Genomic DNA, 16,154 nt, shown 5'->3' with positions numbered 1-16,154 from the left:
ATGGTTAATTATTTGAGTTACTTATTCGCGCGATGATGCTTTTTGCAAAATCACTGCAACTAAGCATCGTCGCATCGGCTACTAAATTAGCCAAGTCAAACGTCATTTCATTTGCTTTAAGCGTCTCTTCTAGAGCTTTTTCTATTCTATTCGCAGCTTGATGCCAGCCCATAAAACGTAGCATCATTACCGCACTTAAAATACTGCTTGTTGGATTTGCACTGTCTTCACCGGCAATGCGATTAAATGTGCCATGAGTCGGTTCAAAAAAGGCTACTTCATTATTTAAGTTTGCCGCAGGCATAATTCCTACCCCACCGACTTGTGCTGTTAACATATCAGCTAAGTAATCGCCGTTTTGATTGGTTGTTACCACCACATCGAATTGCTCAGGAGTGAGCAGCGCTTGTTGTAACATGTTATCGGCAATGACTTCTTTGATGATTAAATCATCTTGCTCTTCACGTTTGATAACTAACCAACGACCATTGTCATGCGCTATAGCGTTAAATTCTTGCTCAGCAAGGGCAAATGCCCAGCGTTTAAAAGCGCCATCGGTAAATTTAAGTACATTACCTTTGTGCACCACAGTCAGTGACTCACTGTGCTCTTTAAGGGCAAAGTTAAGGGCATAGCGCATCAAGCGTTCTGCCGCCTCTTTCGAGCTGTTTTTAATACCAATGCCGCATTGGTTATCAAAACGTAGTCGGGTGACACCCATTTCTTGACACAGAAAATCAAGCATCCGCTCGTTGTCAATACTGCCAGCCTGCCACTCAATGCCTGAGTAAACGTCTTCTGAGCTGTCGCGGATTACTGTGATTTGAGTTTTTTCAGGCTCTTTTAAAGGTGATGGTAAATGCGGATAACTGCGAATGGGCCGCATGTTAACGAATAAATCCATCTCATGACGAAGGGCCACATTTAAAGAGCGAAAGCCACCGCCAAGGGGAGTTGTTAGCGGTCCTTTTATGGCAATTTTAAACTGCCTAACGGCATGCAAGGTTTCTTGTGGGAACCAGTCACCATCGTAAAGCGCTGCTGCTTTTTCGCCATTGAACACTTCCATCCAATGTATTTGTTTATCGCCTTGATAAGCATGGTCCACTGCTGCATCGACAATCTCACGCATCACCGGGCTTATATCATGACCGACACCATCACCTTCGATGTAAGCGATAACTGGATTGTCAGGAATATGCCATTGGCCCTTACTATCGATAGTAATTTGCACGCCATTCGATGGTACTGAAATATGTTGATACTGCATCATGTCTTCCCAGCAAGGTGTTTTAACAATATTAATATCAGGAAATAATTAATTTGTCTGTGCTTACAAAGAAATAGCCGCTATTCAAGCAATCAATGCGTTACCTTGGTTATCTCGTCTTGCATGGCACAAAATAAGGATGCAATAAGCTGCGTATCGAGCGTGACCGTATCGTTTTTTAGCGCAGTATCAACGGCAACCGCTTTAACATAGAGCATTTCACATTCGAACATGTTTGCAGCGCCTTTAAGCATATGAACATTTCTGCTTAAGCCATCAATGTCCATCTTTTTGTATTGCTCGCGCATTTCTCGATATTGTTCTTCAAGGCCCTTTATATAATCATCTTTAAGCGCCTGAAATTCTTTTTCAGGTAACTTGATATCGGCTAACTCATCGCAATCTAAGTAACTGGCAATTTTATGGCTAAACGCGTTTCTATCAATTGGTTTGGCGATTAAATCATTGAAGCCTTGCTTCATATAACGGGCAATTTCATGCTTCATGGTATTCGCTGTCAGTGCAATGATAGGAACGCTCACTCCTGTAGCTTGCATCATCTTTAATGCTTCTTGGCCGTCCATGATTGGCATTTGAATATCAAGCAAAATAAGATCAAAACTCTCTTCTAGGGTTGCTTGCACTGCGTCTTTACCATTTTCAACGGTTGTTACAGTCAGTCCCATACGCTCTAATATTCGCGCAATTAAACGCCGGTTGTCTGGGTGGTCTTCTGCAAGTAGTACACTACCCTTTAAGTTCTCAGGTGCATCAAGCTTACTAAACGGTGAGGTTTCAACAAGTTTGACTTCACTCATATCATTGAGCCAACGTGTATTATCTGTGGTATAAACCGACATGGTAAAAATAAATTCACTGCCAGAACCGACATTACTTTTAACACTGATATCCCCATCCAATTTTTTGGCGAGGCTTTTAGAAATATTAAGGCCAAGACCAGTGCCGCCATATTGCCTAGAAATACTTGAATCCGCCTGATAAAAGGCACTAAATAAAGCTTGTTGCTCTTTGTCTGTCATGCCGATACCGGTATCTTTTACGCTTATCGACAACTTATCGTTATGACAGCTCACCGTTAAGGTTATACGCCCGACTTGAGTAAACTTAAGGGCGTTGGTTGTTAGGTTTAATAAGATTTGCCTTAATCGACTCGGATCAGTAATTAGGTAGTCTGGCAACGGGAACTGATAATCAACACTGAACTTTAAGCCCTTATCACGGATTTGCTTGCCAATAAGTGACTCAATATTGGCAATCGTGGCAAACAAGTCTGTTTCGACTAAATCTATTTCTAGCTTGTTGGCTTCAATCTTCGACATATCGAGTATATCGTTTATTAATCCAAGAACATGGCGGCTATTTTGCAATATAACGCCAATCCCATGGTTGCGCTCATGAGGCTTAATGTCCCCGAGCATAATGCCATCTGCATAGCCAATAATTGATGTCATTGGGGTGCGAATCTCATGACTGATATTCGCTAAAAAGCGACTTTTAGCTTCATTCGCATCGCGAAGCTCAGAGGCAAGCTCTTCAAGCTCCAGGGTTCTTAAATGTACTTTTTCTTCTAGATTTTTATTGAGCTCTACGTTGTCATCGTGAAGCAGCCTAAACTTATCGGCCACAGCAAACGCCAGCAACATGGCGTCCATGGCTGTGCCTATCAACCCCAATAAATATAAATTAATGGAAGTAGCTGGCAGCAAGCCTAAATTAGTTAAATTACCCACCATATTCGGTAGCATCATGGCAATGTAAGCCAGCACAAAATAGCGTGCTGGCTTAAAGCCAATGAGCATACAGCGAATACCTATGTATAAGCCTAAACATAAAGCAACACCCGTTACTAACGTTGACCAATAAAAACCAAAGCTTGGCCATAAAATACAAAACGGAATACCCAAAGTGGCAATTACACCCACCGTGAGTGATAATTGCGCCAGTTTCGGAAATGTTTCTTTGAGTTTAAGTAAGTTGTTGTAAAACAGAATATTGGTTAATGGTGTGAGGGCAAAGCCTAGCCAATGAAGATGAGGATTATAGTAACCAAACAGCTGATCAGAAATATGGAAAAAATGGCTCCAAGCAAACACCCAGGATGCAGTAAATAATGCGTAATACAGGTGTGTAACATCACGGGAAACCAAGTAAATTAATAAATTATATAAACCAAGTGCAATGCCCACCCCAAAGCCACGGCGGGATCGCACTTTGTAAAAAGGCTTTAACATCCGCCTCTTTTCTGATCTAATAACGCCCATATTGTCACTATCTACTTGTTAATTATGTCGTTATTTAGCCACCTTGAACTTGTGGAAGATAAGCGTTCTTTCATCAATCAACATCATGACCTTACTGATGTCTTATTTCTTATCATTTCGGCGGTTTTATCTGGTTGTGAAGGCTGGAAAGATATCGAAGTGTTTGGACACAGCAAGCTGTCTTGGCTCCGACAGTTCAGAGCATTTAAACATGGTATTCCAACGCGACATAGTATTGCTCGTATTCTTAAAACAGTGGAAACTGACTCTCTGATTTTGGCCCTGCTTAGTTGGGTTAACGAGCAACGAACTCAATCTGACAAGCCAATTATTGCATTTGATGGGAAAACTCTGCGTGGTGCCAGTAAAAAGCGTGAGGATAACTTACACTTGGTGTCCGCTTTTGATTGTGAATCTGGTTTAACTTTGTATCAGCGTACCGTAGAAAGTAAATCTAACGAGATCCCAGCAGTTAGGGCCTTATTAGATGTGCTCGATATTTCAGACTCTATCATCACACTAGATGCACTACATTGTCAGAAAGCGACACTCTCAGCACTGACTTCAAGAGATGCGGACTATTTGGTTCAGGTCAAAGCAAATCAGAAAACGCTTTATAAAGCAGTCGCTTCATGTTTTGAAAAAGCTTTTGAAGAAGAGGGAGATTTGCCTGAGGACGTACAAACCAGCAATGGGCATGGACGTCAGGAAACACGGATCACTTACGCTCTAAAAGCAGACAAACTGCCTAAAGAGATAAAAGAAAAATGGCCAGGGCTTACTTCGTTGGTCGCAGTCGAAAGGCACAATAAGTCCGACTCAATAATAAAAATAGACACGCACTTTTATGTTACTTCTGTCGAGCCAGATGCACAGATGTTGCAGAAAGCAATCCGCCATCATTGGCACATAGAAAATCAGCAGCACTGGGTGTTGGATGTCGTCTTTAAGGAAGACGCTTGCCAGATAAGCGAGCCGATTTCGGCGGAGAATATGGCGCTGTTCAGACGGGTTGTTCGCAACCTGGTAAAACAGCACAAAGGCCGTAAAGACTCGATACGCAGTAAGTGTGTTAGGGCTAGTTTTGACGATGAATTCAGGGCTGAGCTTATCTTTGGTTAATACTTGTTAACAAAGTATGCTCTCACCCTGACCCCAAAGCACAGCATCATGATCATATTTTCGACGGTTATGTTCTGAAAATAATCTTGATAAGGCGTTAATACCAGTTTTGCGGGAGTATAAAAGTAGTCACTCTCAAAATAAGTGATTAACGTGTAGTGCTTACCTTTTTCAAGAGATAAACGATTACCATAGTGAAAAGCAAATTGGTTTGGCTCGACCCCACCGGTTACAAAGTGCTGTATCGGGGCACTTGGATCAGATATATCATAAATGCGGCTTTCTATTTTCGAAACCAAAGTGTTATACGGATAGAGGACTAAATCTTCTATATCACTTTGATTTTCAATTTCAACAATTAACCAATAGCTACCGCCGACAGAGCTTATTCGAGATTGCGGTTTTTTGCTGGCTCGCCAAGCATCAATCGCAGCCACAGATTGCGGGAACATATTATCGTTCGCCATAAACACTTCACCGACATCATGGAGGTTTTGATCAGCTACAGCATCAGTGTAGACAAACGTATCTTGTGCATTAGCCGAAACACTTAATATAAACAATAACAGCAGAGTACTTAAATACAGCTTTAACCGCATTCACAAAACCCCTGTACCATTGTGGTGATGGCAACGACTAGAATTGTAGTGAAACATCAAAGCCATAGCGACGCCCTTCCCCTTTAAAGTCTTCAAGCATGCCTAGGAACGAACTTAAATCGAACTTTAACTGACTATATTCAGTATCAAATAAATTTTTGCCCCACAAAGTAAATGACCAATTATCAACATCGTATTTTAGATGCGCATTCACAATGCTAAAGCCGTCTTGGCGAGCATATGGATTCATATTCTGATCAAAATAGAACTCAGACTGATAATCGTAAATAATGTTGGCCGATAACGGATACGACGCCAAGCTGGTATCGTATTTTATCCCCGCTGAAACATTCCATTTAGAGGTAAATGGCAGTTGGTTATCGGTAATACTGTTACCAAGTGGGTCAACGTATTCTTCAAATTCAGCATGGGGGATATAACCTACTGAAAGTAGCATGGCTAATTGCTTAGTTGCTTGGTAATTAATTTCAGTTTCAAGACCATAAATAGTTGAATCAGCAACATTTTCAAGTAATTGCACAGGAGGCATTTGCGGTGTTTCTGACGCTTGGTTCATAAACACCTGTTGGTCGTTATAATCATAGTAAAACGCTGCCCAATTCATTCTTAATTGCTGGCTAGGCCAGAACGACTTCAAGCCAACTTCATGGGCATTTAAGCGCTCTTTGCCGTAGTTTGCTAACATTGCTTGTTCTTCAGATGACAAAAAGCCGCCATTGTAGCCGCCACTTTTACTACCATTAGCAAAACGATAATAAAGGTTGCTTGCATCTGAATAGCGATAATTAATTGCAAATTGCCCGCTAAAGCCATTATCTGATTGCTCATCGGTAACGCGATAAAATGGTACAAGCACACCGTCTAAGTCGTTCACATCAAGCACCGTATTTAACGTGGCGATTGAGTCATACTCAAGTGACTCATAGTCATATCTAAGACCCGCGGTGATCATCCATTTATCTGCGACAGGCACTTCAATTTGGCTAAATACTGCCAAATTTTGCATCTCGATTTCGTTATCGTAGATAAAGGTCGCGGTTAAGTTTGTGGGTAAAATGCCACGAAAATCGCGCAAAATATCATTTAAATTATCTTGCTCAATTGTTTCATCTGCAAAATACACCCCACTGGTTAACGTGTAATCAGCAAATTCGTTAAGTAATCTGAATTCTTGGCTAATTAGATGTGTATCTAACCCTAATACTCCTTCACACAAGCGAGCTGGCGAGCCATCGCAATTAAAAGCATGGCTTCTTTCGAGATCGTTAAAGCTCGAAATCGTTGTAAAAGTACTTTGCTCGTTTAAATGCCAATTTACTTCAGCAATAAAGCCATAGCCATCAGATTTATGAGGCGAGTCATTATTGACGCTTACCGCAAAGAAATCATCACTGCCATCATTAAAACCAAAGTTGTCAAAGCAGCGTGTTGAGCCTGCATCTGCTGGTGAACACAGCTCACCCGTTAAAGGGTTGGCGACAATACCAATACTGCCAACAGGCTGGGCAATACCATCCCAGTCTTCAATATGCGCTTGCAGGTAAAGATCAACCTCATCCCACTCAGATAGAAAAGACACACGGGCATTTTTTTGCTCCATACCTGCTGTTGGTGAGTCTGTATAGATATTATTTGTTGAGTACTCGTAGTCTTGATAGTTAACAGCAATACGCATTGCACTTGAATCTGATAGTTGTTGGTTCCACATACCATCGATGCTAGTAGCGTTATTATTGGCAATGCCTAATGTCAATGAACCATAGCTATCAAACTCAGGGCGGTTTGAGCGAATTAGAATTGCACCACCGGTAGAATTGCGCCCAAACAGAGTGCCTTGTGGGCCGCGTAAAATATCGAGCTGTTCAATATCGTATAAGTTAACTATTTGATTATTGGCAGACCCCACCGCAACGCCATCAATATACATAGCGACAGGTGAAGTGTTCGCCGTATTGTAATCAAGTAACCCTACCCCTCGAATACTAACAGCAGGTGGCGTTCCTTCTGCGGCGTTTTGGGTTATTTTTACATTTGGCGCAAACAAACCAATTTCAGTTGAATCTTTAAAATGCTGAGCTTTTAAAATTTCGCCATCCACTTGGCTTACCGCTACACTCACGTCTTCAATTGCTTGCGGACGTTTTTGTGCATAAACGCTAATAACTTCCATGTCTTTTTCAATCTCAGCTCCTTGTGCAACAGCGCTTGCCATTACACATGCCGCCAAGCTGGTGCTCGACAACATCATAAACTTAGGATCTTTCAGAAAGGGTCGCTTCATTAGCTTTTAGACCTTAAAAGAGGGAAACTTGTTAAATTGTTGTAATTTAGTGGTAAGTATAGACCAAACAATCAATTAAAGTCGCATATAAATCATGGAATTTCATGACTTATATGCATACTTATTTACAACTTTACTCACACTAACCTTTTTCGAATGCGTGCTCTCCGCTGATCTTAGTTGGCCAACCACATATTGCCCGCGCTGTTTGCATACCTGCCATCACAGCAGCCTCAACACAGCCTGCATTAACCCCTGTTTTTATCCAGTCGCCAGTGATGCGTAAATTGACAAACTGACTGCCATCTGTAGCAAGGCGGTATTTACTCGAATCAACCACAGATAAAACATAGCGCTCACTAGGGTCTACATTAACGCGCCAATATTGCTGTTCGAGAACAGGTAAAATGCTGTGTGGATCACTATAAAAAACCTGCCAATCAAACTTGTTATCAATATAGGCTTCGGGCCAAAGTGGCCGCATATCTGCGCTAAACAAATTATGCATATTCAATTTGACTTCGGCTTTCATTTGCTCTGGGAATTGATGTGCACTGGCAGGTGGGTAGTTTTCGCAGCTAAACGCACTGCAAAAATAGGCAATGTTCACTGGCGCATTTTCACTTGGCCAATCTTCTTTATCTAGCAAATTGCCCATTGCGGCCCAAGTATCAAACGGCTCAACAAAGCCGCTTAAAATAGGCCCTTCATCAGCGGCATTAGTTTGCGTAAAGCCAAGTTGTGGATCGGTTTTATTCAACCATACTTGGCAAGCCTGGGTCGCCACACTTTGCACTTTTGTTGCTTGTTTAGAAAGCGCGTAATCTACAGCTAAAAGTTCAGAGGCTACATGTTCAAGTGAGGCAACTGAGACACCTAAAATCAGTGTATCAAAATCAATACCATGGCGAAGCGTCACTGTTGGCAATGGGCTACTAAAGTGCTCTTGATAGACCTCGGGCCAATTACTCCAAAATGACTCTAAATTGATCTGATATTCTTGTAATAAATGCGCTTGTTCAGGACTGATTTGCTCATACAATGGCTCACTAGGCCAGCAAGGTAGCTTTTTTACATCAATAAGCGGTTCATAATCTTGGCCAATTAAACTCACCTGTTGGCAAAGTTTAATTTCACTTACCAGCGGCTCACCTTGGTCATTTTGTCCTGCCGATAAGTTAGTTAACTGATGAAAAAACTTAAACTTAACGCCGCGCTGCTTTAAAAGCTCATAAATTGGACCGAAAATGACATCGCCCATCCCAGCTTGCATTTTCCACATCACGCCACCTTTGTAGCAAAGGCCTATTCGTAACATGGCAAGGGCGGCAACGCCGGCTTCAACATTGGGTTTATTAAAGTCTCCTTTTGGGTAAGCGAACACCAAATCATAAAAGCCACGTACTGGCGCTGAATCGACACTGTAAGTTTTGTTAGCACCATTTTTTTCTAGCCACTGACGAAAATCGTAGCAATTAATGACGCCAAAACCGTCTCGATAGACCTTGTCTTTAATCAGTCCTGTGAGCATTGCAATAGCAAGATCGGCGCAAATATAAAGTCTACGCAACTCTGGGTTGTCATCCAGTAAATCAATGACTTGATCTTTGAACCAACGTTTTAACTTTCTGACGATATACCAAATCACCAAGCGATCAGCTTGATTATCGGTGTGCGTAGCCTGCTTTTCAGTGAACTGTAGCAAATGGGTTATCAATGTTCGTGGGTTCGAGGCAATTTCAGTTGCGCCTGCTTCAATATCATCAATAAACTGCTTTGCGCCATTTAAATGGGTATCAATATCTGCTTTGATTTCTTGATACATGTGCTTGAGTAACGATTGATCCCGTGATTTTTTAGTCACTAACGTAGTTTGAGCATGTTGCTGCTGACAAACAAGCTCAATGCCTTCGGTCCATTTTTTTAGCCATGCTAATGTCATGGTGACAAAGTCCCACACTGTTATATCTAGGCTGCCATCAGCGGGGTTACCTGCAACGGTTGGAAAATCAATCGGCCAAGTTTGCCATTCGTTATCAATAAACTCTTGTAAGGCAATAAAGCTGTGTGGTTTAAAGGCCTGCTGCCAAGTAGCCAATGAACAACTAGCGGGTCTATTGAGTGAATTATATACACCTTCTAAGGTGCGAAAACTATTCACGTATGCGCCAAACCAAACATGTAAACCATGCTCTTCAATTCGCTGTCCGAAATGGGCGTTACGGCCACTTGCCCCTTTCCCGCCAAGACGCCAGCCTTGTTGATAGACAGTAATTTCGCGCTGGCTTTGCCAATTAACTTGCTCGGTTAAGTACACAGCCGCAGTCATCGCTGCAACACCGCCCCCGACAATAGTGATTTTTTCTTTTTCCATGGTCACCTCTATGCTGGTAACAGTTGTGTTGCGCCAAGCTGGTCAAAATCCATATTGACGTAAAAAGGTAAATGAACAACTTGCTTGCCAAGTGCGATGCCAAACATGTCATTTAAAGGAAAACTCGCAAGCGCTTTTACATCAAGACTAAAATCATTGTGTAAAAGTTTTAATTGGTGAATTTTTTTGATTAACGATGGAGAGTGAACCACGCTTTGATAAACCGCTTTTTCTCCTACACCATCGGGAAATTGTTTAAATAAAATCTGATCCATCTGCGGATGAATAAACCCGTCTAATAATTGTTTAAGAAGCGATAAATCAATGCCTTTAATTTGCGCATAAAACAAGTCTGTTACGTGCTTAGAAAATTCCGATAAGTTATCGAGTAAGTTTTCCTTGGTACTTGCCTGTGTTTGCTCAATGGTTAATAGCTCATGCATCGCTAATTTAGAGTCTGGGTTAAACACATCAAAACATTCTAAAGTTATACTAAAGGGCCCCACATCACTCACAGCTGTAGGCATTTGGTATTCACATAAGTATTTATTGTAACCCCAAGCCTCTCTGCCATTAATTAAGGCATAGATATTATTCACACTAATAAAAGCCGGATACCAATATAAATGGCTAATATCACCATCTTGCATTTTTGCTACTGGAAGCCAAATAATAATATCGGTTTCTTGCATCCAGCCATGCTCAGAAAACGGTGGCGTTAACGAAGAAATTTTTTCGATATCAGTGAAGGTAAGTAAACAAGCACTCCCTAACACATTAAACGAGGTTGATTCAGTTGCTAGTAGATTTAAAGTTGCATCAACATACTGCTGCATTTTTTGCTCGCAGCCAGACACAAAAAAACCATACATTTGCGCGTTGATCATTCGACAAGGTGGTTTAGCAACCGGGTTAGATAAGAAGTGGCTGTAATTTGTTTGGTCCGTCATAGTCATTACTTATATTGTTGTTTAGTAATGACTATAGACCAGTTTTTTAATCGTTGGGGACAAGTTCTGAGTTACAACACTCTTTTAATAGCTGTTCGGTAAATTGCTGATAGCCGAGCTGATTAAAATTCTCAGATAGCGGGTTCATAAACCCATGAGCATAGTCGGCTACTTCACAGCTCACCTTGGCTTTACTTTTTAATGAAGCAATCACAGGCTTAATATCAAAATGCTCTTCACTGTGAGGAAAAATAAATCGACAAGGAACGTTAGCCTCAAGCTCAAGATGATGTCTAACTTGTGATGGATAAAAGGCAATGATTTTTTTAATGAAAGAATCTTTTAATTCTGCTTGAGCACGCCACACAGCGGCAGCGCCTGCACTAAATGCAATAATCGTGGTTGGCTGACGGACAGTCGCCATTTTTAAATGCACTAGCTCAAAATAACTGTCATGGCCGCATTGAGTCATAAAATGTTGATATTGAAACTGCTCATTTATGGGGAGCTGAATTTCCCCCATGTAAGGGTCACAAAAGCTAACTTTACCGCGAAGCTGCTGAGCAAGCAGCGATAGATGCGCTGTTTTACCGAATATATCTGATACCAAAAGGTAATTCATAAGCATACTTCTTATTGTTATTTTGTGCCTAATCACAATACGCCTGTTTCTGTTAAACATCCAGAGATTATTTTTGATGTTTAAAAAATAAACCTTGCGCTTAATTGATTCTTACAGTACTCTGATTGTCTGGTTTTTAGAAACCACGCGGTTAACCCCTTACCTTGATCCAGTAATTCCCGCATATTCGTATAAATACTTGCAGCTTGTTCGCTAAATGACATTTTGATGAATTTTCAAATCATCACCAAACTGTCACAAACTTAGTCAACACTGTTAGCAAGACAACAAATGTCGGTCTGTATTTTTTAAATGCCTATTAAAGCTCTACAGACACAGACAAAAGAAAAAGTGAGTTTTATTATGTCATATAAATACAACGGATCTTTGATCCAGATCGCACATCCAGTGCAATCAATCTCGGTAAACAAACAGCGTGTAATTTTTAGCGACACGCAGGGCTTAAAAAATGCCATCTTCCAAAAGGCGAGTGATGCACGCCAATTTGTGAAGTGGTTAAAAGCCAACTAAACCCTACCGATAAACGCCAGCCAACAAGCTGGCGTTTTAGTTTTCACCACCAGCCAGCATAAGCCTATATTCCTGCTACACTTATATTTTATTTCCTAAATAGGTAGTAACTATGCGTAGTGTGTGGTCTATTTTACTATTACTTTTTTCCTTGCCAGCTTATGCAAATAAGCAACCTAAAGCCATTGAGTGGATCATGGTTGATTTTGCCCCCTACTACATCATGCATGATAAATATGAAGGCACAGGTCGTGATGAAAGTGTGATCAAATTATTAGAAAAAGCACTGCCTGAGGTTTCATTTAAACGCACTTTATTGCCAGCCAGTCGTGCTGTGCATGAACTATCAAACCCACACAATAATTACTGTATGCTGTCGTTATATCAAAACGAGCACCGTAAGCAGCATATTCAGTTTACTGAACATTCATCAACTGTAGGTTTGTCGCCGTCTATTGCAATACGTAAAGAGTTAGCCGCAAAACTTGAGTTAGACGTCACAAAGCCTGTGTCACTAAAATCATTATTAGCCGAAAACCTTGCATTAGGGGTATCAATGAGCCGCTCTTTCGGGACTAATATCGACAAGGTGATTAACGAAAGTCATGACGCTAATATTATCTCACGCCCCGGCAGAGACACCCTCGCAAGCTTGACTTATATGCTACAAAAAAAGCGTATTGATATATTACTTGGCTACCCAAGCGAGCATTATTATCTTGCTCATTCCATGGGCTTTGAAGATGAACTAACCCAAATCACACTTACTGAAGCACCAGCGTTAAGCATTGGCTATGTAGGCTGCACTAAAAACAAGCAAGGTGAGGTAACGGTAAAATTATTAGATCAAACACTTGAGAAAATCGCTCATACAGATGCTTTTCATGATGTGTTAGTGCGCTGGCTACCTGATAATTTGCAGCCAATTTTAGAAAAGAGATTAAAAGATAGAAACGAAAGTGCCGCTCACTAAGCGGCACTTTTATTAATTAAACATTGATAAACTTACTTACGTACGCCTTCAATAAATAAACCTATATCAACATGTGTCGAAGCAGGACCAAGGTTGTAGTCGATACCATAGTCAGCTAGTTTTAGGCTTGTTTCGCCTTCAAAGCCAACACGATAACCACCCCATGGATCTTTACCTTCACCAATTTTATCAATTTCAAAGGTAATGGTTTTAGTGACACCATTTAAGGTGAATTCACCCGTTACATCAGCTTCATCACCGTCTTCATCAAATTTGATTGAAGTACTTTTAAATGTTGCGGTTGGGTACTTATCAACATTTAAGAAATCTTTGCTACGTAAATGTTTGTCACGCTCAGCATGATTTGAGTCGATGCTTTTAGTTTCAATCGTTACATTGATTTTAGACGCATTCGGCGCTTTATCGTCATAGCTAAAATCACCTGAAAAGGTATTAAAACGACCATGTAACCAACTGTAGCCTAAGTGCTTAATTTTAAAAGTTACAAATGCGTGCGCACCGTCTGTATCAATAACGTAGTCAGCTGCATTTGCGTTAGCAGTTGAGAAAAGTGCAGCACTTAGTGCTGTGCCTAATAGTAATTTTTTCATGTTAATCATCCTTCAATGGTTTGATCATTCTAATTAAGGTTTTATCTTTATCGATAAAATGATGTTTTAGTGCCCCAAAAGCATGTAAAACAACCACAGCTATTAGCCCATACGCGGCATAAAAGTGAATTTTACCTGCAATATCTTCTTGGTTTGCGACCGACTCTGGTATTGCCGGTACAGCAAATAAATTAAATACTTCAATTGCACGGCCATCGGCCGTAGAGATTAAATAGCCCGATGTCACAATGACAATTAAAGCTAAATAAATCAGTTTATGTACTGAGTGTGCAACCCGATTCATTGCTTTCGAGTTACCTGCAACAGGCTCAGGTTGAGTACCTAACAAGCGCCAACCAAAACGAAACAACAATAATGCCGCTAAGGTAATACCCACGCTTTTATGCAAATCCAAAGAGCCTTTGTACCAAGCGTCGTAATAGGTTAGCTCAACCATATAAACGCCTAAGCCAAATAAACCAAACACCCCAAGTGCCATTAACCAGTGCACTAAGATGGCCACCCAGCCATAACTTGACTTTGAATTCTTTAACATACTCATTTCCCATGAGAATCGTGAAACTAAATACAGATTAACCGATGGGTTAAATAATGAAAATAGCGTAAAACGAACAGCTTCTGTGCGTATATGCACACTCCAGGCGAAAGTTGTAAGGAAAAAGGAAAACAGGTGCTAGGTGCTAGGTGCTAGGTGCTAGGTGCTAGGTGCTAGGTGCTAGCAGTAATATGAATCCTCGTTAATAAAAGCGTCTAATTCTTAACGTTAAAATTTTTAGTTTTCTCACAACCGATTAATCGCTCACCCCAATAAACTCAGCCGATTTCAAAAGAAGTAACACCGAAAATACGGTTTAATGGCAAACTCGGAGAGTCGTTGGTATACATTCTGGCGGTTTCAAATGACACCTGCATGTTGTACTTCTGTGCTAAAGCAACAGCAGCTTGATTGATTTCTGGCGTATCAAGGAAAATAGCGTCAGAGGCACCCACTTTAGATTTTAAAGCTAGAAATAGAGATTCAGCCATTTCTGGTGAGTCGGCAAATAGAGGACCAATTTTAAAGCCATTCTGACATTTGCGAATAACGCCGTATCCTGCCAATTCCCCATTTTGCATTACGCCAAACGCATCGCACTGGGGTTGGCTTAACCACGCTTTAGTAAAGTTTGCCCTATTTACCGGGAAAAAAGCCTGTTCGTATGCGTCAATAATTTCGAATGGCACAGCATTAAGATCTACAATATCTGCATTTTGCGGTGTACTACCTCCACCTACTCCTGCAAAGCGAATATTGCGATAGGCCAGATTAAAACCAGACTTTTTATAGTTCTCTTGCTGTTCCACCACACCATCAAGGCCAATATTCAAGCCTTCAAGACGTTTTAAAGCGGCATTCCAGATTTGTATTCCGTAACCTTTGCCACGGTAACCGGGTTTAACAATGTAGAAGCCAATAAAGCCAAATACATCGTGGTAATTAATGGCAGAAATTGTAGCGATAGGCTCATCATCTAGAAAACCAACTAGAAATCCTTCAGGATCAGCTGCAAAATAACAATCTGCATCATTAAGGCCTGGATTCCAACCTTCTGCTGCAGCCCAATCAATCATGAGTTCGACTTCCTTTTTGGTCATGGTTTTGATTGTAAAGTGTTTACTCTGCATCTGCTTTCCTTAAAAAGCTTTTTTATCGTGACCGATAACTTTAAGTTCAAAGTTAATTTTCTTAATATTTCACAAAGCAAATTAAGCTATTTATATTTCGTATAGTTAAAATAACTAACATTACCGCCAAATAGGTTCAACCTAAATCTATTTAAATAAATTTAATTTGATTAAGATTTTTTAGAAGGCAACTTTATGAAAAGCAACCATACATATAGATACCAAGCTAGATAATGTAATTATGGCAAAATTACTAATCTTGTAAGAAAAGAAATAATTTACGTGTTTAGGCTTATCTCCATTTAAAAAATGTTTAACTTGATCCTTATTTAGTTCATATATAACTCCACCAATTTCATTTCTAATGTTAGCTAGTGTTTTTCTATGAACAAGCAACTCATCTGATATAGACTTGTTTAAGAATACCCCCATTAAACCAATGAACAAGGGTAGTACTACAAGCGACTCAGAAAAATCCATTTTGTTAGAAAACGCAGCACCAACTACTAAAGTTTGCAGAGTTACAATCCATTTAGTTACTTCGTAAAGCTTTTGCTTTGCTTCTGAAATGACCTTAAGAGTATCTTGATAGCATAATTCGTACTGCTTATCTTGTGTTATAAATTCTACTTCCTTCAATCCATACCTCCTTAATAATGGAAATAAGCTTTATTCTCAGATTGAACCTAAGACCAAATTCACTAATGATGAACAAACTACAAAACTAAATTTAATCGACTTAAAGAGCAACTTTAATTAAAATTATGTCTCAAAAACAATAAGCTAAGAAGAATGCAATTTATCTATGTACCAAAATAGTTGATATTCAGTT

At 40.3% G+C, this 16,154-nt stretch carries 14 protein-coding genes; 3 read left to right on the top strand and 11 right to left on the bottom strand.

The features are described 5' to 3' along the window. Window positions 1-4: 4 nt before the first annotated feature. Both icd and J8Z25_RS07165 read right to left on the bottom strand, forming a co-directional pair. A complete protein-coding gene (gene icd / locus J8Z25_RS07170) occupies window positions 5-1,270 on the bottom strand; it encodes an NADP-dependent isocitrate dehydrogenase (protein ID WP_130052299.1) in 1,266 nt (421 codons plus the stop codon). Window positions 1,271-1,362: 92 nt separating this feature from the next. Further along, on the bottom strand, window positions 1,363-3,522 hold the full coding sequence (locus tag J8Z25_RS07165; RefSeq protein ID WP_250661908.1) for an ATP-binding protein: 2,160 nt from the start codon (window positions 3,520-3,522) through the stop codon (window positions 1,363-1,365). A gap of 54 nt (window positions 3,523-3,576) precedes the next feature. On the opposite strand from J8Z25_RS07165, the gene J8Z25_RS07160 reads away from it, so the two are divergent. Then, window positions 3,577-4,674, top strand: a complete 1,098-nt coding sequence (locus tag J8Z25_RS07160) for an ISAs1 family transposase (RefSeq protein ID WP_175081192.1) — start codon at window positions 3,577-3,579, stop codon at window positions 4,672-4,674. Here J8Z25_RS07160 and J8Z25_RS07155 read toward each other — a convergent pair. The 5 genes from J8Z25_RS07155 to J8Z25_RS07135 form a co-directional block, all read right to left on the bottom strand. Beyond that, window positions 4,671-5,273 (bottom strand): hypothetical protein, encoded by a 603-nt coding sequence (locus tag J8Z25_RS07155; protein WP_250661907.1) that lies wholly within the window; start codon window positions 5,271-5,273, stop codon window positions 4,671-4,673. The two genes, J8Z25_RS07160 and J8Z25_RS07155, sit on opposite strands and share 4 nt — an antisense overlap. Before the next feature lie 37 nt (window positions 5,274-5,310). Continuing rightward, window positions 5,311-7,575 (bottom strand): TonB-dependent receptor, encoded by a 2,265-nt coding sequence (locus J8Z25_RS07150; protein WP_250661906.1) that lies wholly within the window; start codon window positions 7,573-7,575, stop codon window positions 5,311-5,313. A gap of 142 nt (window positions 7,576-7,717) precedes the next feature. After that, the gene (locus J8Z25_RS07145; RefSeq protein WP_250661905.1) at window positions 7,718-9,949 is read right to left on the bottom strand and encodes an NAD(P)-binding protein; all 2,232 of its coding nucleotides are present in this window, start codon (window positions 9,947-9,949) and stop codon (window positions 7,718-7,720) included. 8 nt (window positions 9,950-9,957) lie between these two features. Next, entirely contained in the window at window positions 9,958-10,899 is a 942-nt protein-coding gene (locus J8Z25_RS07140; protein ID WP_250661904.1) for an acetoacetate decarboxylase, read from the bottom strand. Between the two features lie 46 nt (window positions 10,900-10,945). Next, on the bottom strand, window positions 10,946-11,521 hold the full coding sequence (locus J8Z25_RS07135; protein WP_250661903.1) for a dienelactone hydrolase family protein: 576 nt from the start codon (window positions 11,519-11,521) through the stop codon (window positions 10,946-10,948). A 363-nt stretch (window positions 11,522-11,884) separates the two neighbouring features. Here J8Z25_RS07135 and J8Z25_RS07130 point away from each other — a divergent pair, with 363 nt between their 5' ends. Both J8Z25_RS07130 and J8Z25_RS07125 read left to right on the top strand, forming a co-directional pair. Then, window positions 11,885-12,052, top strand: a complete 168-nt coding sequence (locus J8Z25_RS07130; protein ID WP_165381452.1) for a hypothetical protein — start codon at window positions 11,885-11,887, stop codon at window positions 12,050-12,052. A 112-nt stretch (window positions 12,053-12,164) separates the two neighbouring features. Beyond that, on the top strand, window positions 12,165-13,025 hold the full coding sequence (locus J8Z25_RS07125) for a TIGR02285 family protein (RefSeq protein WP_167658617.1): 861 nt from the start codon (window positions 12,165-12,167) through the stop codon (window positions 13,023-13,025). Window positions 13,026-13,057: 32 nt separating this feature from the next. On the opposite strand, the gene J8Z25_RS07120 is transcribed toward J8Z25_RS07125, so the two are convergent. From J8Z25_RS07120 to J8Z25_RS07105, 4 genes are all read right to left on the bottom strand, one after another. Further along, window positions 13,058-13,636 carry a YceI family protein gene (locus J8Z25_RS07120; protein WP_130051764.1) on the bottom strand — a complete coding sequence of 193 codons (579 nt, stop codon included), beginning with the start codon at window positions 13,634-13,636 and terminating at the stop codon, window positions 13,058-13,060. A 1-nt stretch (window position 13,637) separates the two neighbouring features. Then, window positions 13,638-14,192 (bottom strand): cytochrome b, encoded by a 555-nt coding sequence (locus J8Z25_RS07115; RefSeq protein ID WP_250661902.1) that lies wholly within the window; start codon window positions 14,190-14,192, stop codon window positions 13,638-13,640. Between the two features lie 278 nt (window positions 14,193-14,470). After that, window positions 14,471-15,322: a GNAT family N-acetyltransferase gene (locus tag J8Z25_RS07110; RefSeq protein WP_250661901.1), complete on the bottom strand. Its 852-nt coding sequence runs from the start codon at window positions 15,320-15,322 to the stop codon at window positions 14,471-14,473. Window positions 15,323-15,502: 180 nt separating this feature from the next. Next, window positions 15,503-15,961 carry a hypothetical protein gene (locus tag J8Z25_RS07105; RefSeq protein ID WP_250661900.1) on the bottom strand — a complete coding sequence of 153 codons (459 nt, stop codon included), beginning with the start codon at window positions 15,959-15,961 and terminating at the stop codon, window positions 15,503-15,505. Between the last annotated feature and the right edge of the window lie 193 nt (window positions 15,962-16,154).

The organism is Pseudoalteromonas sp. SCSIO 43101 (genome assembly GCF_023650775.1).
Classification (GTDB): Bacteria; Pseudomonadota; Gammaproteobacteria; order Enterobacterales; family Alteromonadaceae; genus Pseudoalteromonas; species Pseudoalteromonas apostichopi.
This window is presented reverse-complemented; position numbering and strand designations above follow the sequence as displayed.